The 23,493-nt window shown below is 59.2% G+C and carries 18 protein-coding genes and 1 pseudogene; 10 read left to right on the top strand and 9 right to left on the bottom strand.

The genetic code is table 11. The features are described from left to right. Positions 1-3 precede the first annotated feature (3 nt). Genes hisD through hisIE form a run of 7 tightly spaced genes read left to right on the top strand, consistent with a single transcriptional unit; the run spans position 4 to position 6,360 of the window. Positions 4-1,329 (top strand): histidinol dehydrogenase, encoded by a 1,326-nt coding sequence (hisD, locus tag ACTG2W_RS01985; RefSeq protein WP_440016022.1) that lies wholly within the window; start codon positions 4-6, stop codon positions 1,327-1,329. Next, positions 1,326-2,396 (top strand): histidinol-phosphate transaminase, encoded by a 1,071-nt coding sequence (gene hisC, locus ACTG2W_RS01980; RefSeq protein WP_440016021.1) that lies wholly within the window; start codon positions 1,326-1,328, stop codon positions 2,394-2,396. Before hisD ends, hisC begins: the two co-directional genes overlap by 4 nt. 15 nt (positions 2,397-2,411) lie before the next feature. Continuing rightward, a complete protein-coding gene (gene hisB, locus ACTG2W_RS01975) occupies positions 2,412-3,521 on the top strand; it encodes a bifunctional histidinol-phosphatase/imidazoleglycerol-phosphate dehydratase HisB (RefSeq protein ID WP_440016020.1) in 1,110 nt (369 codons plus the stop codon). Beyond that, positions 3,521-4,177, top strand: a complete 657-nt coding sequence (gene hisH, locus ACTG2W_RS01970) for an imidazole glycerol phosphate synthase subunit HisH (protein ID WP_440016019.1) — start codon at positions 3,521-3,523, stop codon at positions 4,175-4,177. Before hisB ends, hisH begins: the two co-directional genes overlap by 1 nt. A gap of 5 nt (positions 4,178-4,182) precedes the next feature. Further along, positions 4,183-4,944 carry a 1-(5-phosphoribosyl)-5-[(5-phosphoribosylamino)methylideneamino]imidazole-4-carboxamide isomerase gene (hisA, locus tag ACTG2W_RS01965; protein WP_440016018.1) on the top strand — a complete coding sequence of 254 codons (762 nt, stop codon included), beginning with the start codon at positions 4,183-4,185 and terminating at the stop codon, positions 4,942-4,944. Beyond that, on the top strand, positions 4,944-5,717 hold the full coding sequence (gene hisF, locus ACTG2W_RS01960) for an imidazole glycerol phosphate synthase subunit HisF (RefSeq protein ID WP_440016017.1): 774 nt from the start codon (positions 4,944-4,946) through the stop codon (positions 5,715-5,717). Before hisA ends, hisF begins: the two co-directional genes overlap by 1 nt. Beyond that, a complete protein-coding gene (gene hisIE / locus ACTG2W_RS01955; protein WP_440016016.1) occupies positions 5,710-6,360 on the top strand; it encodes a bifunctional phosphoribosyl-AMP cyclohydrolase/phosphoribosyl-ATP diphosphatase HisIE in 651 nt (216 codons plus the stop codon). The genes hisF and hisIE overlap by 8 nt, the downstream gene beginning before the upstream one ends. Positions 6,361-6,393: 33 nt before the next feature. On the opposite strand, the gene ACTG2W_RS01950 is transcribed toward hisIE, so the two are convergent. Next, a complete protein-coding gene (locus tag ACTG2W_RS01950) occupies positions 6,394-7,908 on the bottom strand; it encodes a KAP family P-loop NTPase fold protein (RefSeq protein ID WP_440016015.1) in 1,515 nt (504 codons plus the stop codon). 354 nt (positions 7,909-8,262) lie between these two features. On the opposite strand from ACTG2W_RS01950, the gene ACTG2W_RS01945 reads away from it, so the two are divergent. Continuing rightward, positions 8,263-9,552 (top strand): sensor domain-containing diguanylate cyclase, encoded by a 1,290-nt coding sequence (locus ACTG2W_RS01945; protein WP_440016014.1) that lies wholly within the window; start codon positions 8,263-8,265, stop codon positions 9,550-9,552. Positions 9,553-9,639: 87 nt separating this feature from the next. Here ACTG2W_RS01945 and ACTG2W_RS01940 read toward each other — a convergent pair whose 3' ends face one another. Next, positions 9,640-11,262 carry an acyl-CoA synthetase gene (locus ACTG2W_RS01940; RefSeq protein WP_106843662.1) on the bottom strand — a complete coding sequence of 541 codons (1,623 nt, stop codon included), beginning with the start codon at positions 11,260-11,262 and terminating at the stop codon, positions 9,640-9,642. Positions 11,263-11,928: 666 nt separating this feature from the next. On the opposite strand from ACTG2W_RS01940, the gene ACTG2W_RS01935 reads away from it, so the two are divergent. After that, the gene (locus tag ACTG2W_RS01935; protein WP_106843661.1) at positions 11,929-13,455 is read left to right on the top strand and encodes a YfcC family protein; all 1,527 of its coding nucleotides are present in this window, start codon (positions 11,929-11,931) and stop codon (positions 13,453-13,455) included. Positions 13,456-13,517: 62 nt separating this feature from the next. Here ACTG2W_RS01935 and ACTG2W_RS01930 read toward each other — a convergent pair whose 3' ends face one another. Further along, the gene (locus ACTG2W_RS01930) at positions 13,518-13,706 is read right to left on the bottom strand and encodes a hypothetical protein (protein WP_106843660.1); all 189 of its coding nucleotides are present in this window, start codon (positions 13,704-13,706) and stop codon (positions 13,518-13,520) included. Positions 13,707-14,207: 501 nt separating this feature from the next. Between ACTG2W_RS01930 and ACTG2W_RS01925 the strand changes: the two genes are divergently transcribed. After that, positions 14,208-14,747, top strand: a complete 540-nt coding sequence (locus tag ACTG2W_RS01925) for a glycine zipper 2TM domain-containing protein (protein WP_106843730.1) — start codon at positions 14,208-14,210, stop codon at positions 14,745-14,747. A 116-nt stretch (positions 14,748-14,863) separates the two neighbouring features. Here the strand turns inward: ACTG2W_RS01925 and xdhC are convergent, their stop codons facing one another. The 6 genes and pseudogenes from xdhC to ACTG2W_RS01895 all read right to left on the bottom strand — a co-directional run bounded on the left by xdhC (position 14,864) and on the right by ACTG2W_RS01895 (position 23,489). Further along, positions 14,864-15,349: a xanthine dehydrogenase iron sulfur-binding subunit XdhC gene (gene xdhC, locus ACTG2W_RS01920; RefSeq protein ID WP_005336775.1), complete on the bottom strand. Its 486-nt coding sequence runs from the start codon at positions 15,347-15,349 to the stop codon at positions 14,864-14,866. Further along, positions 15,346-16,224 carry a xanthine dehydrogenase FAD-binding subunit XdhB gene (gene xdhB, locus ACTG2W_RS01915; RefSeq protein WP_106843659.1) on the bottom strand — a complete coding sequence of 293 codons (879 nt, stop codon included), beginning with the start codon at positions 16,222-16,224 and terminating at the stop codon, positions 15,346-15,348. The genes xdhC and xdhB overlap by 4 nt, the downstream gene beginning before the upstream one ends. Next, positions 16,217-18,535, bottom strand: a complete 2,319-nt coding sequence (gene xdhA / locus ACTG2W_RS01910) for a xanthine dehydrogenase molybdenum-binding subunit XdhA (RefSeq protein WP_440016013.1) — start codon at positions 18,533-18,535, stop codon at positions 16,217-16,219. The genes xdhB and xdhA overlap by 8 nt, the downstream gene beginning before the upstream one ends. A gap of 364 nt (positions 18,536-18,899) precedes the next feature. Beyond that, the gene (locus tag ACTG2W_RS01905; protein WP_180343373.1) at positions 18,900-20,201 is read right to left on the bottom strand and encodes an NCS2 family permease; all 1,302 of its coding nucleotides are present in this window, start codon (positions 20,199-20,201) and stop codon (positions 18,900-18,902) included. 396 nt (positions 20,202-20,597) lie between these two features. Further along, a pseudogene (guaD, locus tag ACTG2W_RS01900) lies at positions 20,598-21,913 on the bottom strand (guanine deaminase). Positions 21,914-21,965: 52 nt separating this feature from the next. Then, the gene (locus tag ACTG2W_RS01895; RefSeq protein ID WP_106843656.1) at positions 21,966-23,489 is read right to left on the bottom strand and encodes a nucleobase:cation symporter-2 family protein; all 1,524 of its coding nucleotides are present in this window, start codon (positions 23,487-23,489) and stop codon (positions 21,966-21,968) included. Positions 23,490-23,493 lie beyond the last annotated feature (4 nt).

Below are 23,493 nucleotides of genomic sequence, written 5' to 3'. Positions count from 1 at the left end.
ATCATGCAGACCCTGATCTGGAAGACCCTCTCCCCCGCCCAGCAGGCCGATGTACTGACCCGGCCCGCTCTCAATGACGAGGCCGATATTGGTGCCGTGGTGCGGGATATCATTGCAGCGGTACGCAGCCGGGGCGATGAGGCCCTGCGCGAGCTGAGCCTGCGCTTCGAGCGCGCCCCCCGTGAGCAGTTGCGCGTCAGCGAAGATGAGATTGAAGCCGCCTGCACGCGGCTGGATAACGACATCAAAAATGCCATCGAAGCGGCCATTGCCAACATTCGAACCTTTCATGCCGCACAAGTGCAGCCGGTGGTAAGAGTGGAAACCCAACCCGGGGTGGTGTGCGAGCTGCGCACCCAACCCATCAGCCGGGTCGGCCTCTATGTGCCGGGGGGCAGCGCGCCGCTCCCCTCCACCGTGATGATGCTGGCCATTCCGGCTGCTATCGCCGGTTGCCGTGAAGTGGTGCTCTGCACCCCGTCTCCGGCGAGCGACGAGATCCTGTTTGCCGCTCGCGCCTGTGGGGTCGAGAAGGTGTTCGCCATTGGCGGCGCCCAAGCCATCGCCGCCATGGCTTACGGCACCGAGAGCATTCCCAAAGTGGACAAGATCTTCGGCCCGGGCAACGCCTATGTGACCGAAGCCAAGGGGCAGGTTTCGCGCGACTGGCGCGGCGCCGCCATCGACATGCCGGCCGGCCCCTCCGAGGTACTGGTGATTGCCGACGAGAGCGCCAACCCCGCCTTCGTGGCAGCGGATCTGCTCTCCCAGGCCGAGCACGGCCCAGACAGTCAGGTAGTGCTGGTGACCACCTCGCCGCTGCTGGCCGATGCCATCGCAGGGGAGATCAAGAGCCAGCAGGCCAAGTTGAGCCGCCGCGATATCGCCGCCCAGGCACTCGGCAGCAGTCTGGTGATCCTCTGTGACGATCTGGCCGAGGCGTGTGCCATCTCCAACGCCTACGCGCCGGAACACCTGATCGTTCAGACCCGCGCACCCCGCGAGCTGCTGGACCAGCTTGAGAATGCCGGTTCCATCTTTCTGGGAACATGGACCCCCGAGTCGGTCGGCGATTACGCCAGCGGCACCAACCACACCCTGCCCACCTATGGCTATGCCCGCACCTGCTCGAGCCTTGGCCTCGCCGATTATCAGCGCCGCTACACGGTGCAGGAGCTGAGCGCCGAAGGTATTCGCGGCCTTGGCCCCATTGTCGAGCGCATCGCCCAGGCTGAGGGGCTCGATGGCCACAAAAATGCCGTCACCCTCAGATTGAACGCCCTGGCCGCCGCGCCCCAACCAACAGCACAGCAGAAGGATTTGTCATGAGCATTGCCAATCTGGCGCGCCGCGTGGTGCGGGCCCTCACCCCTTATCAATCCGCCCGCCGCATCGGCGGCAAGGGCCACGTCTGGCTCAACGCCAACGAGGCGCCGCAGGCCTATCCCTTTACCATCGAGGGGAGCCGCCTCAACCGCTACCCCGAGTGCCAACCGGCCGAGGTGGTGAACGGCTATGCCGCCTACGCCGGGGTCAATCCCGATCAGGTGCTGGTGAGCCGCGGCGCCGACGAGGCCATCGAGCTGCTTATTCGCACCTTCTGCGAAGCGGGTGAAGATCAGATCCTGATCTGCCCGCCCACCTACGGCATGTACGCCATCAGCGCCGAGACCTGTGGCGTCGGCATCGTCGAACAGCCGCTGACCGCCAACCGCCAGCCGGACTGGCCCGCCATTGCCGATCGCCTGTCCGACGTGAAACTGGTGTTTCTCTGCTCCCCCAACAACCCCACCGGGGATTTGGTGGGTCGCGACGGCCTTATCGCTTTGCTGGAAAAAGCTAGGGATCGCGCCATCGTGGTGGTGGACGAGGCCTATATCGAGTTCTGCCCGGAAGCGTCCGTGGTGGACCTGCTGGCCCGCTTCCCCAATCTGGTGGTGACCCGCACCCTCTCCAAAGCTTTTGCCCTGGCGGGGATCCGCTGCGGCTTTACGCTGGCAAGCCCCGAGGTGATCGCCATGCTGGCCAAGGTGATCGCCCCCTATCCCATCCCCGAGCCTATCGCCCAGATCGCGGCGCAGGCCCTCTCCCCCATGGGACTGGAGCTGATGCAAGAGCGAGTGGTAGAGCTCAACAAGCAAAAAGCCGCCTTCAAGGCAGAGCTGACAAAGCTTGCCTGCGTGAAGGAAGTATTCGAGGACAAGGGCAACTTCGTGCTGGTGCGCTTTGTGGATGGCGCCACCGTCTTTGCCGCCATGAAGGCCGCCGGCATCATTCTGCGGGATTTCTCCAGCAAGCCGGGTCTGGACAACAGCATTCGCATCACCATCGGCTATCAGGGCGAGATGGATGCCGTGCTGGCGGTATTGCGTGACCTGCCCTCTCCCTCTTTTTAAGACAAGGATGTAGCGATGAAGACCCCGTTTTTGTTTATCGACCGCGACGGCACCCTGATTGAAGAGCCGGTGACCGACAAGCAGGTGGATAGCCTCGCCAAGCTGCGCTTCGAACCCATGGTCATTCCGGTGCTGCGCGAGTTGCAGGCCGCCGGTTACGTGCTGGTGATGGTGACCAATCAGGATGGACTGGGCACCGCCAGCCTGCCGCTGGAGAACTTCCAGCCACCCCACGACCTGATGATGCACCTGTTTGAATCGCAAGGAGTGAACTGGGAACAGGTGCTGATCTGCCCGCACTTCCCCACCGACGGTTGCAGCTGTCGCAAGCCCCACCTCGGGTTGGTGAAGGAGTACCTCGCCTCGGGCCGCATCGACTTTGCCAACTCCTTCGTGATTGGTGACAGACAGACCGATCTGCAGCTGGCAGAGAACATGGGCATTAGCGGGATTCGCTACCACCCGCAGGATCACGACTGGCTCGCCATCCGTGATCAGCTGTTATCCAAGGGGCGCGTAGCCTCGGTGGAACGCTACACCAAGGAGACCCGCATTCAGGTAGCAGTTGACTTGGATAAGAGCGGCGGCAACCAGATCGCCACCGGTATCGGCTTCTTTGATCACATGCTGGATCAGATAGCGACCCACGCCGGTTTCCAGCTCAAGCTGAACGTCAGCGGCGATCTGCACATCGATGATCACCACACGGTGGAAGATGTCGGACTGGCCCTCGGTCAGGCGCTGCGTCAGGCCCTTGGCAACAAGCGCGGTATCGGCCGTTTCGGCTTCGTGCTGGCGATGGACGAGGTGCAGGCGGTGATCGATGCGCGTCCGCTGACCGAGCAGGAAGTGAGTACCGCGCTGGATCTCAGCGGTCGCCCCTACTTCGTGTTTGACTGCCCGAGCGGCTTTGGCCGCGACAGCGTGGGCGAGATGGCCACCGAGATGGTGCCCCACTTCTTCCGCTCCCTCTCGGACGCCATGGCCATCACATTGCAGATGAAGGTGGGCAGCGGCAACACCCACCATCAGGTGGAGGCGCTGTTCAAAGGCTTTGGCCGCGCCCTGCGTCAGGCCATTCGGGTGGAAGGGAGCGAACTTCCCTCCAGCAAGGGAGTGCTGTGATGGATGTGAGCAAGCAGAAGCTGGTCATTATCGATACTGGCTGCGCCAATCTGGCCTCGGTCAGAATGGCGTTCGAGCGCCTCGGCGTGCAGCCGCTGGTCTCCAGCCAGGCCGCCGATATCGAGCAGGCGAACAAGCTGATCCTGCCCGGTGTCGGCACCGCGGTGGCCGCCATGAAAAACCTCAACGAGCGCGGACTGGTGCCCCTTATTCGCGCCGCCAAGCAGCCGCTGCTCGGCTTTTGCCTCGGTATGCAGATGCTGGCTGAGGCCTCCGAAGAGAGCATGGGTACGGATGACTCGTCAGAGCAGCTTATCGACTGCCTTGGCATAGTGCCGGGCAAGATCCGGCTGATGGAGGTCGGCACCTTACACCAGTCAAGCATGCGCCTGCCCCATATGGGCTGGAACCAGATTGAGCATGACGAGACCCATCCTCTGCTCAAGGGGATCCCGAGCGGCAGCTACTTCTACTTCGTGCACTCCTATGCGCTGGAGGTGACCGACGCGACGCTGGCGACCTGCGACTACGGCCAGCCGTTTACCGCCATCGTTGGTGGGGTTGCAGAGCACAGCAACTTCTTCGGCGCCCAATTCCACCCGGAACGCTCAGGCGCAGCCGGTGCCCGTTTGCTGCAAAATTTTCTGGAGCTGTGACTAGCATGATCATTCCCGCAATTGACCTTATCAACGGTCAGGTAGTTCGCCTCTATCAGGGGGACTACCAGCAGAAGACCGAATACAGCAGCAGCCCGCAGGCCCGCTTCGACGAATATGTCTCCCAGGGGGCGGTGCAGCTCCATCTGGTGGATCTGGACGGTGCCAAGGATGCCAAGGCGCGCCAGCTGCCCCTGCTGACCCAACTGCTGTCGGCCACCGAGGCGCCGGTGCAGGTCGGTGGCGGCGTGCGCACCGAACAGGATGTGGCAGATCTGCTGGCCGCCGGTGCCAGCCGGGTGGTGATTGGCTCCACCGCCGTCAAATCCCCGGATCTGGTAGCCAGCTGGATGGAGAAATATGGCCCCGAGCAGATCGTGCTGGCGCTGGACGTCAATATCGATGCCCAGGGCAATCGCCATATCGCGGTGGCAGGCTGGCAGGAGAACAGCGGCGTGACCATCGAAGCACTGATCGAGCGCTTCCTCCCCGCTGGGCTCAAGCATGTGCTCTGCACCGACATCAGCCGTGACGGCACCCTGGCTGGCACCAACGTCGAACTCTATCGGGATCTCTGCGCCCGCTACCCGAGCATCGCTTTTCAGGCTTCCGGCGGCATTGGCGGCATCGCAGACATCGAGGCGCTCAAGGGCTCCGGCGTCAAGGGGATCATCCTTGGCCGCGCCCTGCTGGAGGGCAAGTTCTCGGTGGGTGACGCCATCGCCTGCTGGCAAGCCCCCGCAGCCGACACCACAGGAGGCAACTGATGCTGGCAAGACGCATTATCCCCTGCCTCGACGTGAAAGATGGTGTGGTGGTCAAAGGGGTGCAGTTTCGCAACCACGAGGTGATGGGCGGCATAGTCGAGCTGGCGCGCCGCTACGCCGAAGAGGGCGCTGACGAGCTGGTGTTCTATGACATCACCGCCTCCAGCGATGCGCGGGTGGTAGACAAGAGCTGGGTGAGCCGGGTGGCGGAGGTGATCGATATCCCCTTCTGCGTCGCCGGTGGCATCAAGAGCGTGGAAGACGCCCGCCAGATCCTCGAATTTGGCGCCGACAAGGTCTCCATCAACTCTCCGGCCCTTGCCGACTCGACCCTGATCAGCCGACTGGCCGAGCGCTTTGGCGTGCAGTGCGTAGTGGTGGGCATTGACTCCTACTTCGATGCCGAAACAGGCCACTATCAGGTCAAACAGTTTACCGGTGACGAGAGCCGCACCCGCACCACCGCCTGGCACACCCTCGATTGGGTGCAGGAGGTGCAAATGCGCGGCGCGGGCGAAATTGTGCTGAACGTGATGAATCAGGACGGCATGCGTCAGGGTTATGATCTCGACCAGCTCAAGCTGGTGCGCAGCGTCTGCAAGGTGCCGCTGATTGCCTCCGGCGGCGCCGGTGCCATGGCGCACTTTCGCGATGCCTTTACCCTCGCCGATGTGGACGGGGCGCTGGCCGCCTCTGTGTTCCACAAGGGTCTCATCCCCATTCCCGAATTGAAACGCTGGCTGAAAACCGAAGGAGTCGCCATCCGTGAATAACTTCTCAGATAACACACAAACAACCGCCAGCGCGCGCCCCCTTGCCGATCAGCTCGATTGGACAAAATGCGATGGCATGATCCCCGCCATCGTCCAGCACGCCGCCAGCGGCGAGGTGCTGATGCAGGGCTTTATGACCCGTGAAGCGCTGGAAAAGACCCTGACTACCGGTCAGGTCACCTTCTTTAGCCGCAGCAAACAGCGGCTCTGGACCAAGGGTGAAAGCTCGGGCAATGTGCTCAAGCTCGTGGCTATCAGCACCGACTGCGATCAGGATTCCCTGCTGATTGCCGCCAACCCCGTCGGCCCCACTTGCCACAAGGGCACTACCTCATGCTTTAACGGCCACCCTCTGCCACCGCTCGGTTTTTTGGCAGAGCTGGAGCAAGTGCTGGCCGCCCGCAAAGGGGCCGATCCGGCCACCAGCTACACCGCCAGCCTCTACGGCAAAGGGACCAAGCGCATCGCCCAGAAGGTGGGTGAAGAGGGTGTGGAAGTTGCGCTGGCCGCCATGGCCAAGGATCGGGAGGAGCTTATCAACGAATCCGCCGATCTGCTCTACCACCTGACCGTGCTGTTGCAAAACGAAGGGCTGGGATTACAGGATGTCGTTCAGCGGCTTTATAAGCGGCATAATAAATAAGCGGATAGTAAGGCCGGGTTATCCCGGCTTTATTTAGTCAAGATGCACGGCCAGCTCAACTAAATTTTTATACGTTGTTAAGCGTCGCTCCAATAGTGACAGTTCCTTTTCTGCCAAAATAGTATTTCCTTCTACAGTCAAATTCCGCATACGCCTAACACAATCTATTGTTAACGAGATAAAACGAGATGAATATTCATCATCTAAAGTCGGCTTCAATAGCCCCTCATAAGACATGACTAAAATTTTTCTCAAGGAAACCATATATTCACTATCTTTAAATGGATTTGCATATCGTTCACCATCGACATCCTTAATATAACTTCCTACAGTACTCCCTGCTTTTATAAAACATTGAAAATGTTGTTCTTCATACTCACTTGTCAGACTATTAAAACCTTTCAAAGTAGGATGGTTATCTGTCTTAGGCATTTTGCCATCCGCTACAGCGCGATAATCTTCATTATTTTTCTCGCATAGAGAGAACAGGTAAACAAGAAAAATCAGATTTAATGTGCAACCTTGGTAATTTACGATGGACGCGATCGTTCGATCCAACACTTGCGCTGTTTTTCTTAAGCTCAATGAAAAATGATCACAAACAGCAGTTAATACATTTACCAATACTTGGCTATTAGTGATCTCAGGCCATACAGTGACATGCTCAAAATGCAATTTTTTATCTACAACTGCCTGCTTAATAAACTCTCGCCGAGAGATACAGCCTAACGTAAATCGTCTATGAAAAAATCGGCCAAGATAACTTTCTGCATCAAAACCATCGCCATAAATGACCTTGATAGCATGCTGTAACTGCTCGGTATCGGTTGCAAGTACAAACACCACGCCGGGAATATCAAAAATATGTTTTATGGTCTCCAGCATTTCTACCGCATAGGAGGGGCGACAGCGATCCAGCTCATCAATCAAAATAAAAGCAGGATAATCTAACTCTCCGTTACCTAAAGCAACAGCACCTTCCACCCATTGCCTAATTTCTTGTTTAAGATACTGGATAGATTCATAACGCTCTTTGTGATTGCTACAAAGCGTATCAACCAGCTTATCTGCATCTTCGCCTTCCACAGAAAAATCACTATCTTCCCATCCAGCTTTTTTAATGGCTGACTTGAGCACCAATTTTCCGCCCACCTTGAGCAAACCCAATAGTTTGGACTTGATGCCATCAGGTATTGCAACCTTATTTCCTGTTGCATCTCTCAATTGATCAATAATCGACGAAATCACCGTCAGCAAGGGATCGTCGGAAAAGTCCTGCTGCCAGGCATCGATATAGACGGTGGGATAATGCGCTTTCAGCTCCATATACCAGCGCTTGATAAACCAGGTTTTACCCGCCCCCCACTCGGCATTGAGGTTGAGCACATAGTTGCGCTGCTTGCCTTCGGCGGCCAAGTAGTTGGTCAGAAACTCTGCATAGCGGGCACGATCAAGCCGATCGGCACTCAAGATCTCTTCGCTACCCGCAATGGCCCCCGGCCCGTCCCACTGAACAACGTCATCCCAATTAAACGGTGCCACTGCCATCTCGAATCTCTCCATATTGCGTTGCTGAGGATGATATCAGGGGCACAGTGAAAATTGTTTGATTAAAGACCTGTTTGTTGCCCTTTCTGCCGCTCGGGCTGGCGTATTTAACTGCCGGGCAATTGCTCTGCTGCTGGCCCACGATGCCGGGCCGATATAGGTGGGACGGTTATCTGCATAGCCACGGACTCAGTTGATTTCCTTTGACCACACCAACGATGACAATCGTGTGACATGGCGCAGAACTTGCGGAAATAAACACGAAATATGGCCTGTTCAGTGCTTAATTTAAACCGTTGGTACATATATTAGCGCGGTATACAACGACTCCATTGACCAAGGATGGTTAACCCCATGAAGAATGAACCCTTCTCTATCCAGTTACAGCATGAGCTGGATCACCTCAAAGCCATCTTCAACGAGACGGACGCCTACATGTTTACCAAGGATCTGGCGGGCCGTTACACCTATGCCAATCAGGCGGTGCTGGATCTCTTTGGTTGCACCCTCGCCGAGTTGCAGGGGCAGGATGATCGGGCCTTTTTTGATCTCGAATTCTCCGACACCATTCAACGCAACGACCGGTTGGTAATGGAGCAACAACTCGCCATCGCCCAGGAGGAGATCAACTACCTCAAATCCACCGGGGAAAAGCGCTGCTACTGGACCGTTAAAAAGCCCATCCATGACAAGGATGGCAACCTGATCGGCCTGTGCGGCATCTCCACCGATATCACCGAACACAAGCTGATTGAGGCCCGCATGGCGGAGCAGCATCAGCTGCTGGAAATCATCCTCGCCAACGTGGATGCCCATATCTATATGAAGGACAGCCTGCACCGCTTTCTCTACGTCAACCAAAAGGTCGCCGATCTGCTGGGCCTTCCTGCCGAGCAGATCATCAATCGGCGCGATGATGAGGTGATCCCGGCTGCCAGCGCCTGCCAGCTGTGGCGGCTGGACAACCGGGTATTCGAAACCGGCGAGCTGCAAGCCGGGGAAGAGATGCTGACCGATCCCGAAGGCAATCAGCACTACTACTGGTCGGTCAAGGTGCCCTTTCTGCTGGGGGATGGCACCCCGACCCTGATCGGGATCTCCTCCGACATTACCGAACTGCACCAGCTCAAGGAGCAGCTACACCAGCAGTCGGTGCGCGATGGCCTCACCGGTCTCTACAACCGCCGTTTCTTTTTCGAGATGTGCGAGAAGAACCTCAGTCTGGACATGCGCCACCACCTCACCTCGGTGCTGATGGTGCTGGATGTGGATCAGTTCAAGTGCATCAACGATCGCTTCGGTCACCCCCTTGGGGATAGCGCGCTGGTGCATCTGGGCAGGGTGATGCAATCGGTGCTGCGCAGCGAAGATGTGCTGGCCCGCATCGGCGGTGACGAGTTTGCCATCTTGCTGCCCAACACCACCCTCTTGGCCGCCGCATCCCTGGCCGAGCGGCTGCGCCTGCAGGTGATGCAAAGCCCGCTGCCCCTGCCCGATGGGGATAAGCTGGTTATCACCATCAGCGCCGGACTGGTGGAAAATGGCGAAGGGGAGCTGATGGAGAGCCTCTACGCCCGCGCCGATCAGATGCTCTATCAGGCTAAACAGAGCGGCCGCAACTGCGTCGCCTGCAAGGCACCCTAGCCATACAACGGGAGGGCCAGCAGCCCTCCATGCTCCCTCGTTTCTCCCTTCTATGAAAGTCTGTGCTGGCTCCTTACGAACAGACCGCTACCCCAGCTGTTTGCGCAGCACGAATTTTTGCACCTTGCCGGTCGAGGTCTTGGGCAATGGGGTGAAGATGATGCGTTTGGGGGCCTTGAAGTGGGCCATCTGCTCCCGGCAAAAGGCGATCAACTCCGCCTGGGTAGTCTCTCGCCCCTCTTTCAATTTCACGAAGGCGCAGGGTACTTCCCCCCACTTCTCATCGGGCATGGCGATCACTGCCGCTTCGTCCACATCGGGATGGCGATAGAGCACATCTTCCACCTCCAGACTGGAGATGTTTTCCCCACCGGAGATGATGATGTCCTTGGATCTGTCCTTAATCTCCACATAACCATCCGGGTGCCACACCGCCAGATCGCCACTGCGAAACCACCCCTCCGCCATCGCCTCGGCACTGGCCGCCGGATTTTTTAGATAGCCCTTCATCACCACATTACCGCGCAGCACTATCTCCCCCATGGTTTTGCCATCTTTGGCCACCGGTTCGCCGCTGACCGGATTGATGACCCGCATCTCCCCCTGCAGAGGCGATGCAACCCCCTGGCGCGCCTTGAGGCGGGAGAGCGCAGTGGCATCCTGCCCCTGCCAGCTTCTTTGCGGTTCGCACAACACGCAGGGGCCATAGGTTTCGGTCAGGCCATAGACGTGGGTCACAGCGATCCCCATCGCCTCCATCCCGGCGATCACGGTGGCGGGGGGCGCAGCGCCAGCGGTCATCACCTTGATGGGGTGATCCAGCCCCCGCTTGAGCGCCGGATCGGCATTGTTGAGCATATTGAGCACGATGGGCGCCGCGCAAAAATGGCTCACCTTGTGCTCGTGCAGCGCCTCATAAATGGCGGCGGCCTGCACATGGCGCAAGCAGACGCTCACCCCGGCGGTGGCCGCCAGCGTCCAGGGGAAGCACCAGCCGTTGCAGTGAAACATCGGCAAGGTCCAGAGATAGACGGGATGTTTGGGCAGCTCCCAGGAGAGCACGTTGTTGATGGCGTTGAGGTGGGCGCCGCGATGGTGATAGACCACCCCCTTGGGATTGCCGGTAGTGCCGGAGGTGTAGTTAAGGGAGATGGCCTGCCACTCATCTTGTGGCAGCCAGCCGGGTTCATCGCCGTTACCAGTGGCAATAAAGGTCTCATAGTCGAGGTCACTGACAAGCGCCCCTTCCCGGTAGAGGGGATCGTCGATGGCGATGATCAGCGGTTGGCTCTTCAGCAGATCCAATGCCTTGCACACAACGGCACCAAACTCCCTGTCCACCAGCACCACCTTGCTCTGGGCATGCTGAAAGATAAAAGCCATCGACTCGGCATCGAGCCGGGTATTGATGGTGTTGAGCACGGCGCCGCTCATGGGCACCCCGAAGTGTACTTCAAACATCGCAGGGATATTGGGCGCAACGATGGAGACGGTATCCCCCTCCCCGATGCCGCGCAGCCGCAGGGCTGAGGCAAGCTGGCGGCAACGGCGGGCGGTCTCGCCCCAGCTCTGGCGCAGCGGGCCGTGGATCAGCGCCGGATAGTCGGGATAGACCCGCTCCGCCCGCCCCAAAAAGCTGATGGGGGTCAGGGCCTCGAAATTGGCGGCAGTTTTGGCAAGGTCGCGCTCATAGATGTTCTGCACTGTCATCGGATTCCTTCCTCACAGGTGGCACAAAACGGGCTGTTTCGGGATGATTCAGAGATCAGCAAGCGACATGGGCATCCTGCCCGTCACTGGTCTCTTATGGGGATGACAGCCTAACAGTGAGCCTGCGGCGGCAGGTATTAGCAAAACGTCTTAGACAGGGGCAGCCTGCTGCCAACAGAGGCCCCCTGTTTTCGTTGCAAAAAATATTTCATTACGGGAAAGCGTGCCATTTTTTTCACAGGCTGTTTTTGGCGAATAACGAAAAATGACGATAATGGAATATTATACCGTCAAAACTGCTTTATATGTCATTTCATTCATCTCGGCACGCACTATTTTCATGACCTTTATTTAAGGTAAACCGCATAAAACGAAAGCTGAAATAGTTATTGCATAATAACTATTATTTCATATCAGCTGTTAAATCCATGGAAAATAAATTTTGTGAGCCATCCCATAAAGCGAGCATGGCACCATGTTCATTCAGCCACACACGGGTTACGGTTACAACGCGAAACAATCCACCGGATGTTTAATATCAGGCCAGATTTCTCGCCAATCACTACGCAATCCACAGTGAGTTTGCGTACCTTGGATGTATGACGCAGAAACCCTATCGACCCGATATTCCGCCGAGCCCAAACCTGCTTTATCAAGGAGCATTTTATGTGTGCCGTGCCGAATACCACACCACGCAGACAATTCCCTACTGCATTTACCATTCTGTTTCTTATTATGTTACTGGCCATTGCGCTGACCTGGATAATTCCGGCGGGCGCCTATGCCAAACTCTCTTATAATCCGGCCAGTGAAAGCCTGATGGTCAATAGCCCACAGGGGGAAATTAGCCGACTTCCCGCAACCCAGGATGCCTTGGCAAAACTCAATATCAATATTGCGGTGGAGCAATTTACCAACGGCACCATCCGCAAGCCCATCGCCATTCCCGGTACCTATGCACGGCTGGAGCAAGCGCCCAAGGGGCTCAGTGACGTGGCAGTCAGCATGGTCAAGGGCACCATAGAGGGGGCGGATATCATCGTCTTTATTCTGGTGCTCGGGGGGCTGATCGGCGTCATCAACAAGACAGGTGCCTTCAGTGCGGGGCTGGTCGCCCTCTCACACAAAACCCGGGGCAACGAGTTCCTGTTTGTAGCGCTGGTCTGCTTCGTGATGGCGCTGGGAGGCACCACCTGCGGACTGGAGGAAGAAGCGGTCGCCTTCTACCCCATACTGGTGCCCATCTTTCTGGCACTCGGCTATGACTCCATCGTCTGCGTAGGAGCCATCTTCCTCGCCGCCTCCATGGGCACCACCTTCTCCACCATCAATCCCTTCTCGGTGGTGATCGCCTCCAATGCCGCCGGCATTCCCTTTACCGAGGGGCTGATCTTTCGCGCCATTGGCTGTCTGGTGGGCACCCTGGTGGTGATCAGTTATCTCTACTGGTACTGCAAGAAGATCAAGGCCAATCCTGCCTTCTCCTACACCTATGAGGACAGAGAGAGTTTTCGCGCCCGTTTTCTCAAAAAGGGCTCTATGGACGAAGGGGTGCCCTTCACCCTGCGCCGCAAGATCATTCTGACCCTGTTTATTCTCGCCTTCCCGCTGATGGTGTGGGGCGTCTCCATAGCCGGTTGGTGGTTCCCGCAGATGGCGGCCTCCTTCCTGACCATCGCCATCATCATCATTTTTATCTCGGGTCTCAGAGAGAAAGAGGCTGTCGAGGCCTTTACTCAGGGGGCGTCGGAGCTGGTGGCCGTCTCCCTCATCATCGGGCTGGCGCGGGGGGTCAATCTGGTACTGGATCAGGGGATGATCTCGGACACTATTCTGGCCTACGCCTCCGATCTGGTCTCCGGCATGCATGGCGCCGTGTTCGCGGTGGCGCAGATGCTGGTGTTCACCCTCTTGGGGCTGGTGGTGCCCTCCTCCTCGGGGCTCGCGGTGCTCTCCATGCCCATCATGGCGCCGCTGGCAGATACCGTCATGATCCCGCGCTATATCGTGGTGTCGGCCTACAACTGGGGGCAATACGCCATGTTGTTTCTGGCCCCCACCGGACTGGTGCTGGTCACTCTGCAGATGCTCGGCATCCAGTTCAACAAGTGGGTCAAGTTCGTGCTGCCCATGGTGGGTTTTGTGCTGGGATTTGGCGCCCTGATGCTGGTGGTGCAAGTGATGTTGGCCTGATGGGCCTGTGATACATGAGTGACAACACCCCGAGCCTGGCGCGGGGTGTTCTTTTGTCAGTCTTAGTGGCGTACCCGCCCCTGCTGGCGAAAGCAGTAGAGTTTAAGGCTGATGTCGGCGATATCGGCGGGAAGCTCCTCTCCCTGCTCGGGCAGTGGCCGGTAGAGGGATGAGAGCAGACGTTCGGCCTGCTGCGCCGTGATGATGTTGGCCTGGATGGCCGGGGTGATCCAGCTGGGTAACATTGACATATCTCCCCCTCGTTGATCCGGTGATCTCGGGTGAACATTTTCATTTCAGGTCTTACGCCGTTGTCGGCCGACCCGTTCACCCTCTGCTTCACCCAATCAAAGCAAAATGCTTGCCGTGATCTCTTATCGGCCAACATCCGATGGGGCTGGAGCCATTTATCAACCACTTGCGTGGCCATCTCAACGAACAGAGCCCTTGTTCAAGATCTCCCTTGACCTGTCCCCGTCAGCACTTTGCCACTCTGGCATTCTGCTCACCGCCCGCCTTGCAAATTGCGACTCGAATTGCCCCTTATCACAAAAGCAAAGCCCGCCATGCGTCGGAAACTGGTCACGTTTAGTCCGTTGTCGCCAAAGCCAGACACTTTTTCATGGTGGCTGTTTTTTGACCTTGCCAGCGCCTGTCGCAGGTCCATCCCCCTCGCCTTGTCCGGCCAGCCGGTTGTGACAAGATGACGCCAGATTGGAACAGCCCGTATGGGTATGCAGGAGAACAACAAGATGAACAGATCCATGATGGCAGGTATCGGTATTGGCATCGCCTCGGCCCTGGCACTCTCGGCCGCGGCCAGCGGCTCCCTCTTTACACCCCAGCCCACCTTTGCCGAGGTGATCGCCAGCAAGCCGCTCACCGAGACCATCAAGACTCCCCGACAGGAGTGTCGCAACGTCACCGTGACCCACCGCAAGCCGGTACAGGATGAGCACAAGATCCTCGGCACCGTGGTGGGCGCGGCGCTGGGGGGCGTGGTCGGCCACCAGTTTGGCGGCGGCAGCGGCAAGAAGGTGGCCACCGCAGCCGGGGCGGTCGCGGGTGGCTACGCCGGCAATCAGGTGCAGAGCAATATGCAGGCGGGGGATACCTACACCACCACCGAGCAGCGCTGCAAAACCGTGCAGGATACGAGCGTCAACACCATAGGTTATGACGTGACCTATCGCCTCGCCGGTCAGGAGGGGGTGATCCGCATGAAGCAAGTCCCCGGCGCCACCATTCCGGTCAAGGATGGCAAATTGGTGATCGACCAGCCAAAAGTGTGATTTCTCCTGACCCCACTCAGCAGCAGGCCCGCCTCTTTCGAGGCGGGCCTGTGTTTTTGGGCGGCTTGATTTCCTTTCTCACACAACAGCACGCACCACTCACGGCACCCGAACTATCACCCTTTGCAGCACTTCTTCACCGCCCGCACCACGTTCTGATACCCGGTGCAGCGGCAGAGGTTGCCCGACAGCCCGCGGCGGATCTCCGCATCGGTCAGCGGACGGCGTTCGGTCTTGTCGAGCAGAGCCGCGCTCGCCATCACGAGGCCCGGGGTGCAAAAACCGCACTGCACCGCCCCCTCGTCGATAAAGGCCTGCTGCACGTCGGAGAGTTCGTTACCTTTGCGCTCTCCCTCCACGGTGCGAATGGATTTGCCATCGGCCCACACCGCCAGATAGAGGCAGCTGTCGATGGCAGTGCCATCCACCCGCACGGTACAGGCGCCGCACTCACCGACACTGCACCCCTCTTTCACACTGATAAGCCCCTGCCCGCGCAGGAAATGGAGCAACGACATGGTGGGCGGCACTGCATAGGAGTAAGGCTTGCCGTTGATCTCGCACTGGATCTCCACTGCGGGACAGCTTTGCGGTTGCATCATAGGATCTTGCCTCCGGCACGTTCGACTGCGCAGGCGACCACCCGCTGCGCCAGGGTTTTGATAAGGTGCAGGCGAAACTCCTTCTCTGCCCGCCAGGAGGATCGCGGCGCCACATCGGCTACCACCGCCTCGGCAATGGCGGTCAGTGTGGCGCTAGTCAGCGGTTGCCCTTCGGCCGCCGCTTCTGCGTGCGGGGTACGCACCGGGGTCGGGGCCGCCACCCCGTAGGCCAGCCGCAGACTCTTGAAGTGACCATCCTCAATCTGGCAGTAGGCGGCGCAGCCGATGGTGGCAATATCCATGGCATCGCGCATGGCATATTTGAAGTAGTGGGAGCCCACATGGGGGTGCGAGTCCGGCGCAAAGTGGAATGCCACCAGAATTTCCGCCGGTTGCAGCGCCACCTTGCCGGGGCCGGTATGAAAACCGGCGATGGGGATGCGGCGTGTGCCATCGGGGCCCGCAATTTCAAGCTCGGCCTCGAGCGCGACGGTAGGCGCCGCCGAGTCGGCACTGGTGGCGCCGTTGCAGATATTGCCGCCATAGGTGGCGACGTTGCGGATCTGCGGGCCGGCGATGGTAGCGGCCGCCTCGGCCAGCATTGGCAGGCGGCGCTGCACCAGTTCGTTTTCAATCAGCTCGGTAAAGGTGGTGCCGGAGCCGATACGGATCGATCCGTCCGGCAACTCGCTCACCCCTTTGAGTTCGGGCAAGTCGTGAATATCGACGATATGGCGATAGGCGGCGTTGAGGTGATGCAGCTGGATCATCACATCGGTGCCACCGGCCAAGAGGCGCGCCTCAGGGTCGGCCTGACGCAGAGCGACCGCCTCGGCCACGCTGTGAGCCTTGTAGTAACGGGCAATATCAAACATGGTGTTGCTCCTCCCCTGATCCCTCGCCAATCAAACCCGCTGCGACAAACTCCCGGAACAGGGTTTTGGGGGTGATGGGCAGCTCGTTGATGGCCACCCCGGTCGCCATTCGAATGGCGTTACGGATAGCGGGGCCCGGCGAGATGATGGGCGGTTCCCCCAGGGATTTGTGGCCATAGACCGACTGGGGCTCATAGGTCTGCACGAAGTCGCATTCAAGCTCCGGCAAATCCAGCATGGTGGGGAACTTGTAGTCGAGCAGGTTGGGGTTGCGCACCACGCCGCTCTTGGCGTCGATGATCATCTCCTCGAACAGTGACCAGCCGATCCCCATCCCCATGCCGCCGTGCACCTGTCCCTCCGCCAGCTGCGGATTGAGGATCTTGCCCGCATCGTGCAGGTTGATGATGCGATTGATGGTTACCTTGCAGAGATCGATATCGACGCTGAGATCGACAAAGGTACAGCCGAAACTGGGCGGGTTGGTGGTGGTCTTGTGGGAGACCTCGGAGGTGATCTGGCCGCCGATAGTGAGGTGGTAGTAGGCGTTGACCGACACCTCGGCGACGCTGATCAGCACCTTGTCCGGCGCACCGGCCAGCACCACGTAGCCGTCGATCAGGGTGAGCGATCCCACATCCTGATGGCAGAGCTGGGCTGCCAGCGAGAGGATGCGGGCCCGCAGTTGCAGCGCCGCCTGATGAATCGCGGGGGCAGCCACATAGCTCTGGCGCGAGGCGAACGAGCCCGGATCATAGGCGGTAATGTCGGTATCCTGAGTCGAGATGACCCGGATCTGCTCAAACGGAATGCCTAACGTCTGGGCCGCCATCTGGGCAAAGACGGTGTCCGACCCCTGCCCTATCTCGGTGGCACCGATCTGCAGATTGACGGTGCCATCCTGATTGAGCAGCATGCGGGCACCGGCAATTTCGACCCCCACCGGATATGTGTTGGAGCCGTAGCTAAAGCACGCCACCCCGATGCCGCGCCGCACCCGGCTCGCCGGATCCTGCCCCAGACATTCGGCCTTGAGCCGATCCCACTCGAACATCTCGCGACCACGCAGCAGGCAGTCGGGTAACCCGGCGCTGTAGATGGTCTTCTGGTTGACCTGATTGACATCCCCTTCCCGCGCCACGTTGGCGATACGCACATCGAGTGGATCCAGCCCCAGTTCGGCGCAGGCGTCATCCAGCATGCATTCGAGGGCAAAAATCACCTGCGGCGCGCCGTAACCGCGCATGGCACCGGCGGTGGGCAGGTTGCTGTAGAAGGTCTTGGCGTCATAACCGAAGGCGCTGCGCGGATAGAGGTAGCTGATCTTGTTGCCCCCGGCGCTGGCGATGGAGTGGCCGTGAGAGGCATAGCCGCCGGTGTTGGAGAGCACGTCGAGCTGATAGCCCTTGAGGGTGCCGTCGCGGTTGAGGCCCATCTTGCCATCGATGGCAAAACCGTGGCGGGTACGAGAGGCAAAGAAGCACTCCTCCCGGCTCAAGGTCACCTTGACCGGCACACCGCCGAGCTTGTAGCTCAAAAACGCCGCCATCGGCTCTTCCAGCACATCCTGCTTGTTGCCAAAGCCGCCGCCCATATAGGGCTTGATCACCCGCACGCTCGACCAGGGCAGGCCGAGAGATTTGGCCACCCGGCTGCGCACTATCTGGGGGATCTGGGTGCTGCTGACGACGATGATGTGGTCCGGTTGATCCATGTAGGCGTAGCAGGTCACCGTCTCCAGATGGCAGTGCTGCACCACCGGCGTCCGGTAGTGCCCCTGAAACTGCAGATCGGCCGCCGCTATAGCATGCTCCGGGTCATTAGCGCGAAGCTGACTTTGGCGCAGCAGATTGCCACTCGGGTGGATGGGATAGGCACCGTCGGCCAGCGCGCTTTGGGCATCCGTCATCACCGGCAGCGGTTCGTAGGTCACCTTGACCAGCGCGGCCGCCTTCTCGGCAGTGAGCGGATCGCGCGCCACGACTATGGCGACCCCATCGCCGAAGTGGCGTACATGGTCGGTGAGCAGACGGCGGTCTTTCACATCCCGTTTGGCCTCATCGAGAGACCAGGCGTGACCGGCGGTGCGAAAACAGGTGGTGGGGACATCTTCATGGGTAAACACGGCTTCGACACCGTGCAGGGCCAGCGCTTCGGTCGCATCGATGGCGAGCACCTTGCAGTGGGCGATATGGCTTCGTACGTACTTGGCGTGGCGCATCCCGAGCATGATGTTGTCATCGGTATAGCGGGCGCTGCCGGTCACCTTGGCCTCGGCATCCACCCGCTTGAGCGGTAATCCTATGGACATATTCAAGTCCTTTTTCAAATGGAAAAATCTGGAACCGGCATAAAAAACAGCAAGATATGCGCCTGTTTCCCGCCATCGTCAGGAGAATGGGGAGAAGTGTGAAGGGGATCCCATCTAGCCCGCTTTTGTTGGCTCGCAGCGACAAGCCAAGGGCAGCCCCTGAGCAAACGGGGCACATTTGCGGTGAAAAAAACGGCAGAGCGAGGAGAGCAAGGGTGGGAGCCTATCAATCTGGTAGGAGGATTTATCAAAATGGTATCGCGATGGCACCAGCGGCTAAGGCATGGTAACCAACGTTGACGATCAGAGCGCCGCAGATATAAAAATGGGGCCGCCAGTGCGACCCCAAACGGGCGGGTTATCCCTAAATAGCCCACCCCCCAGCATAAAAGAGCACCAGCGCCAGGGCGATGACCACGGTGCCGACGTTGAGCTTGTGCCACTCCTTCGAGCAGATGCGGCCGATCACCAGCGAGCTGAAGCCGAGCATGATGCCGGTGACGATATTGCAGGTGAGCACAATAAATACCGCGCACACCAGCCCGGACATGGCCCCGACAAAGTCATCGAAATCGAGTTTGGTGACGTTGCTCAGCATCAAGAGCCCCACATACATCAGGGCTGGCGCGGTGGCATAGGCGGGCACCAGATAGGAGAGCGGCGAGAGGAACAGCATCAGCAGGAACAGGCCACCGACCACGGTCGCGGTGAGGCCGGTTTTGCCCCCCGCCGCCGTGCCCGCGGCCGATTCGATATAGACGGCAGCCGGGGCCGCCCCCACCAGACTGGAGAAGATGCTGCTGACCGAGTCGGCACTGAGTGCCTTGCCGCTGTTGATGATGTGACCATCCTTATCGAGCAGGTTGGCCTGCCCCGCCACGGCGCGGATGGTGCCGGTGGCATCGAATACCGCTGTCATCACCAGCGCCAGCACGCTGGGCAGCACCAGCGGCGAGAGGGCCCCCATGATATCCAGGCTGAAGATGAGGGACTTGCCCTGATCGTCCGAGAGGCTCGGCAGGGCGAACAGCCCCTGATACTTCACCGCCGGATCGAAAATCAGGCCGAAGATTGAGATGGCGATAATCACCAGCAAGATCCCCCCCGGTACTCGCAGCTTCTCCAGCCCGAAGATCACCGCAAGGCCGATCAGGGACATGATGACCGGCATGGAGGTAAAAGCCCCCAGCGCCACCGGCAGCCCCTCCAGCGGGTTCTTGATCACCAGCCCCACCCCGTTGGCGGCGATAAGCAGCAGGAAGAGACCAATCCCGATGCCGGTACCGTGGGCAATTCCCATCGGCAGGTTGTCGAGGATCCAGCTACGCACCCCGGTCACCGAGATGGCGGTAAAGAGTACCCCCATCAGGAAGACGGCCCCCAGCGCCACCGGAATGGGGATCTGCTGCCCCAGCACCAGACTGAAGGCGGTAAACGCTGTGAGGGAAATAGCGCAGCCGATGGCCATCGGCAACTTGGCCCAGAGCCCCATCAAGAGCGAACCGAAACCCGCCACCAGACAGGTGGCGACAAACACGGCGCCTGGGGGGAAGCCCGCCTTGCCGAGCATGCTTGGCACCACGATCACCGAGTAGACCATGGCAAGGAAGGTGGTGAGGCCCGCCAGCACCTCCTGTCTGACGTTGCTGCCCCGCTCGCTGATCATAAAGTAGCGATCAAGAGCCGTGAGCGGCTGTTGCTTTGCTGCGCTCGGGCTGGCGTCATCATTGGCCAGCTGTTCCACGCTGTTTGTCCTGCTGTTTGCTTGGGTCATACCCAACTCCTTCACACGCGCCTGAATGTTCCATGACGAAATGGCGACAGGATCTGCGGGTCTGCCGAGCGCCAGTCTGATGAGAAACAGGCGATGGCGGCAGAGGATGCGGCAGACAGACCAGGGCAGGCAGCCTTGACTCAAACGTTTGCCTTACTGGTCAAAAAAACCGGGCCATTTCACGTTCTATGCGGGGAGATCCCCTGTGGTGCGGCAAGACTGGCGCCCCTGTGGGGCACGCCAGCCGCCGTATTCGTTGGGCAGCGCCGCGGCAGCCCACTCCAGCCCCTACCCCCGTTCATGCACCAGTTGGCCATCCACATAGGTGCGGTAGATGGATTGTCATCCCCCAGGGTCAACAGCACAAAGAGCTTGTCCCGCAGGGTGGTGGAGTTGTCATAACGCAGCTGCTGCAGCGGGGTGGCGACCGGGTCGAGCACCACGAAGTCCGCCTCCTTGCCCACCGCAAAGCTGCCGATCTTCTCGTCCAGCCCCAGCGAATGGGCGCCGCCCAGGGTCGCCAGATAGAAGGCCTGATAGGCCGAGAGCCGCTCGCCCTGCAACTGCATCACCTTGTAGGCCTCGTTGAGGGTCTGCAGCATGTTGAAGGTGGTGCCCGCGCCAATGTCGGTGCCCATCCCCACCTTCACCTGCTTGCGCCACGCCTTGTGCAGCTTGAAGAGCCCGCTGCCGAGATAAAGATTCGAGGTGGGACAAAACGCGATGGTGGAGCCGGTCTCCTTCAGGCAATCCCACTCCTGCTCTTCCAGATGGACGCAGTGGGCAAACACGCAGTTGTGGCCGGTCAGGCCATGCTGGTGATAGACATCGAGATAACCCTTGTGCGCCGGGAAAAGAGATTTGACCCAGGCGATCTCGTCCTTGTTCTCGCACAGATGGGTGTGCAGATAGGTGGTGGGAAACTCTTCGCGCAGTCGCCGCGCCATCGCCAGCTGCTCGGGTGTCGAGGTGGGTGCAAATCGTGGTGTGATGGCATAGAGCAGTCGACCATTGCCGTGCCAGCGCTCGATAAGCTGCTTGCTCTGCACATAGCTGCTCTCGGCGGTGTCGAGCAGATAGTCGGGCGCATTGCGATCCATCATTACCTTGCCTGCGATCATCCTCATATTGATGCGACTGGCCGCCTCGAACAGGGCATCCACCGACTCGGGGTGAACGGTGCCGAACACCAGCGCCGTGGTGGTACCGTTGCGGAGCAGCTGCTTGATAAAGAAGGTGGACATCTCGCGGGCATATTCGAGAGCGTTGTAACGCCGCTCGGCCGGGAAGGTGTGGCGGTTGAGCCACTCCAGCAGCTGCTCGCCATAGGCCCCCACCATCTCGCTCTGGGGATAGTGAATGTGGGTATCGACAAAGCCCGGCACTATCATCTTGCCGCGATAATCCCGCACCCGCACCTCGGCCGGAATACGCGCCTTCCCCTCCTCCCACTCACCGAACCAGTCGATGCAGCCGTTGCGAATGATCAGCAGACCATCCTCGATAAGGCGGGCGTTGGACTCAATCTCCTCGGGCTGATCCACCACCCGGGTGATATCGAAGAAGCTGCCGCGTACCGCTTTGACAGAGTTGTCGTTTTTCATAACCGTTTCCCTGTTTTTCTTGTTCTGTTGACGTTTTTTGCCGGTTTAACCGTCAGATCCGTTCCACTTGTGGCGCCACCGCCTGCCCGGGTACTGGCTCTGGTGAACCCTCCCCCTTGCTGGCCGATGACAGGCCCGCACTGCGGGCGGTAAAGATCACATCCGGCTTGTCGCTCAGCTGGATCACTTCAACCGCCTCTGCATCCCTGACGGCCGCCTTGCGTTTGCGGCTTTGCGGCAACACCAGATTCATGATGATGGCGGTGATGCCGCCGGCGCAGATGGGGTTCTCCACCAGCATGTAGATACCGGCAGGCAGCACCTTGAAGACGTTCGGGTCATAGGAGACACCGAGCCCAAGACCCAGCGAGGTGGCGACAATCAGGGTCTCCCGCCGATCGAAACCGTGGCTGATGATGATGCGACCACCGGCGATGGCGATCATCGAGAACATGATGACCATGGCGCCCCCCATCACAGGTGACGGTATGGTGGTAAAGAAGCGCCCCACAACCGGGAAGAGCCCCAGCAGCACCAGAATGACGGCGATAAACTTACCCACATGGCGTGACGCCACCCCGGTCATCTGGATGACGCCGTTGTTCTGGGCAAAGGTGGTGAGTGGCAAAGAGCCGAGGGCCGAGGCGATCACCGATACCAGACCGTCCGCCAGCACGCCGCCGGAGAGCCGCTTTTGAAACTCGGGGCCCTGAATATCCCGGTGAGAGACCATGGCGGTGGCGGTGATGTCCCCCACCGCCTCCAGCACGCTCAACAGATAGATGGTGCCCGCCAACATAAAGGCGTGAAAATCGAAGGAGAAACCGTACTTGAACGGGATCGGCACCGTAATAAGCGGCAGGTCCTCAAGGGCGGAGAAATCCACCATGCCAAGCATCAGGGCCACCGCATAGCCCACCATCAGGCCGATGGCGATGCCGCTCATCCGCAGCAGCGGGCTTCGGCTGCAGTTGAAGGCGACGATGACGCAGAGCACCAAAAGCCCCAGCCCGATGTGCTCGTATTTGCCGAAGGTGCCGCTGCTCATGGCAGAGAAGCCGCCGCCAAAGTCGATGATCCCCACCTTGATAAGGCTCAGACCAATCATCAGCACCACCACACCGCTCACGGTCGGGGTGATCACCCGCTTGAGGTAGGGCAGCACGAAGGAGGAGCCCATCACCAGAAAGGCACCGACAAAGGAGACCCCGAGCAGGGTCGAGACGATCAGCTCCTCGTGGATGCCATCTTTTTTCATGGCGCCGCCGAGCGCGATCATCACGGTGACGAAGGAGAAGTTGACCGACTGGATGGAGAGCAGCCCCGATCCTATGGGGCCATAGCGGTTTACCTGCAGCCAGGTGCCGATACCGGAGGCGATCATCGCCATGGAGACCAGATAGGCGGTGGTCTCGGTGGAGAGGCCCAGGGCGCCGCCGACGATCAGCGCCGGGGTTACCATGGGGACAAAAATGGCCAGCAGATGGGTCACTGCACCCATCAGGGTTTGATAAAACGGGGGTTTGTCTTCCAGCTCGTAAATAAGATCAGAGTGCTTGCGTGTTGTTTTAGACATCGTG

The organism is Aeromonas sp. 96A (genome assembly GCF_051919165.1).
Lineage (GTDB): Bacteria > Pseudomonadota > Gammaproteobacteria > Enterobacterales > Aeromonadaceae > Aeromonas > Aeromonas veronii.
The sequence above is the reverse complement of the archived record's forward strand: the minus strand, read 5'-3'. Positions and strand labels throughout refer to the sequence as shown.

Excerpts from the sequence above, each read along its gene's own strand:
- ACTG2W_RS01925 (WP_106843730.1), top strand. The coding sequence starts at position 14,208 with ATGAACAGATCCATGATGGCAGGTATCGGTATTGGCATCGCCTCGGCC.
- ACTG2W_RS01940 (WP_106843662.1), bottom strand. The coding sequence starts at position 11,262 with ATGACAGTGCAGAACATCTATGAGCGCGACCTTGCCAAAACTGCCGCC.
- ACTG2W_RS01950 (WP_440016015.1), bottom strand. The coding sequence starts at position 7,908 with ATGGCAGTGGCACCGTTTAATTGGGATGACGTTGTTCAGTGGGACGGG.
- hisF (WP_440016017.1), top strand. The coding sequence starts at position 4,944 with ATGCTGGCAAGACGCATTATCCCCTGCCTCGACGTGAAAGATGGTGTG.
- ACTG2W_RS01895 (WP_106843656.1), bottom strand. The coding sequence starts at position 23,489 with ATGTCTAAAACAACACGCAAGCACTCTGATCTTATTTACGAGCTGGAA.
- ACTG2W_RS01935 (WP_106843661.1), top strand. The coding sequence starts at position 11,929 with ATGTGTGCCGTGCCGAATACCACACCACGCAGACAATTCCCTACTGCA.
- hisB (WP_440016020.1), top strand. The coding sequence starts at position 2,412 with ATGAAGACCCCGTTTTTGTTTATCGACCGCGACGGCACCCTGATTGAA.
- ACTG2W_RS01945 (WP_440016014.1), top strand. The coding sequence starts at position 8,263 with ATGAAGAATGAACCCTTCTCTATCCAGTTACAGCATGAGCTGGATCAC.
- ACTG2W_RS01930 (WP_106843660.1), bottom strand. The coding sequence starts at position 13,706 with ATGTCAATGTTACCCAGCTGGATCACCCCGGCCATCCAGGCCAACATC.
- xdhB (WP_106843659.1), bottom strand. The coding sequence starts at position 16,224 with ATGTTTGATATTGCCCGTTACTACAAGGCTCACAGCGTGGCCGAGGCG.
- xdhA (WP_440016013.1), bottom strand. The coding sequence starts at position 18,535 with ATGTCCATAGGATTACCGCTCAAGCGGGTGGATGCCGAGGCCAAGGTG.
- xdhC (WP_005336775.1), bottom strand. The coding sequence starts at position 15,349 with ATGATGCAACCGCAAAGCTGTCCCGCAGTGGAGATCCAGTGCGAGATC.
- hisH (WP_440016019.1), top strand. The coding sequence starts at position 3,521 with ATGGATGTGAGCAAGCAGAAGCTGGTCATTATCGATACTGGCTGCGCC.
- hisD (WP_440016022.1), top strand. The coding sequence starts at position 4 with ATGCAGACCCTGATCTGGAAGACCCTCTCCCCCGCCCAGCAGGCCGAT.
- hisC (WP_440016021.1), top strand. The coding sequence starts at position 1,326 with ATGAGCATTGCCAATCTGGCGCGCCGCGTGGTGCGGGCCCTCACCCCT.
- hisA (WP_440016018.1), top strand. The coding sequence starts at position 4,183 with ATGATCATTCCCGCAATTGACCTTATCAACGGTCAGGTAGTTCGCCTC.
- ACTG2W_RS01905 (WP_180343373.1), bottom strand. The coding sequence starts at position 20,201 with ATGATCAGCGAGCGGGGCAGCAACGTCAGACAGGAGGTGCTGGCGGGC.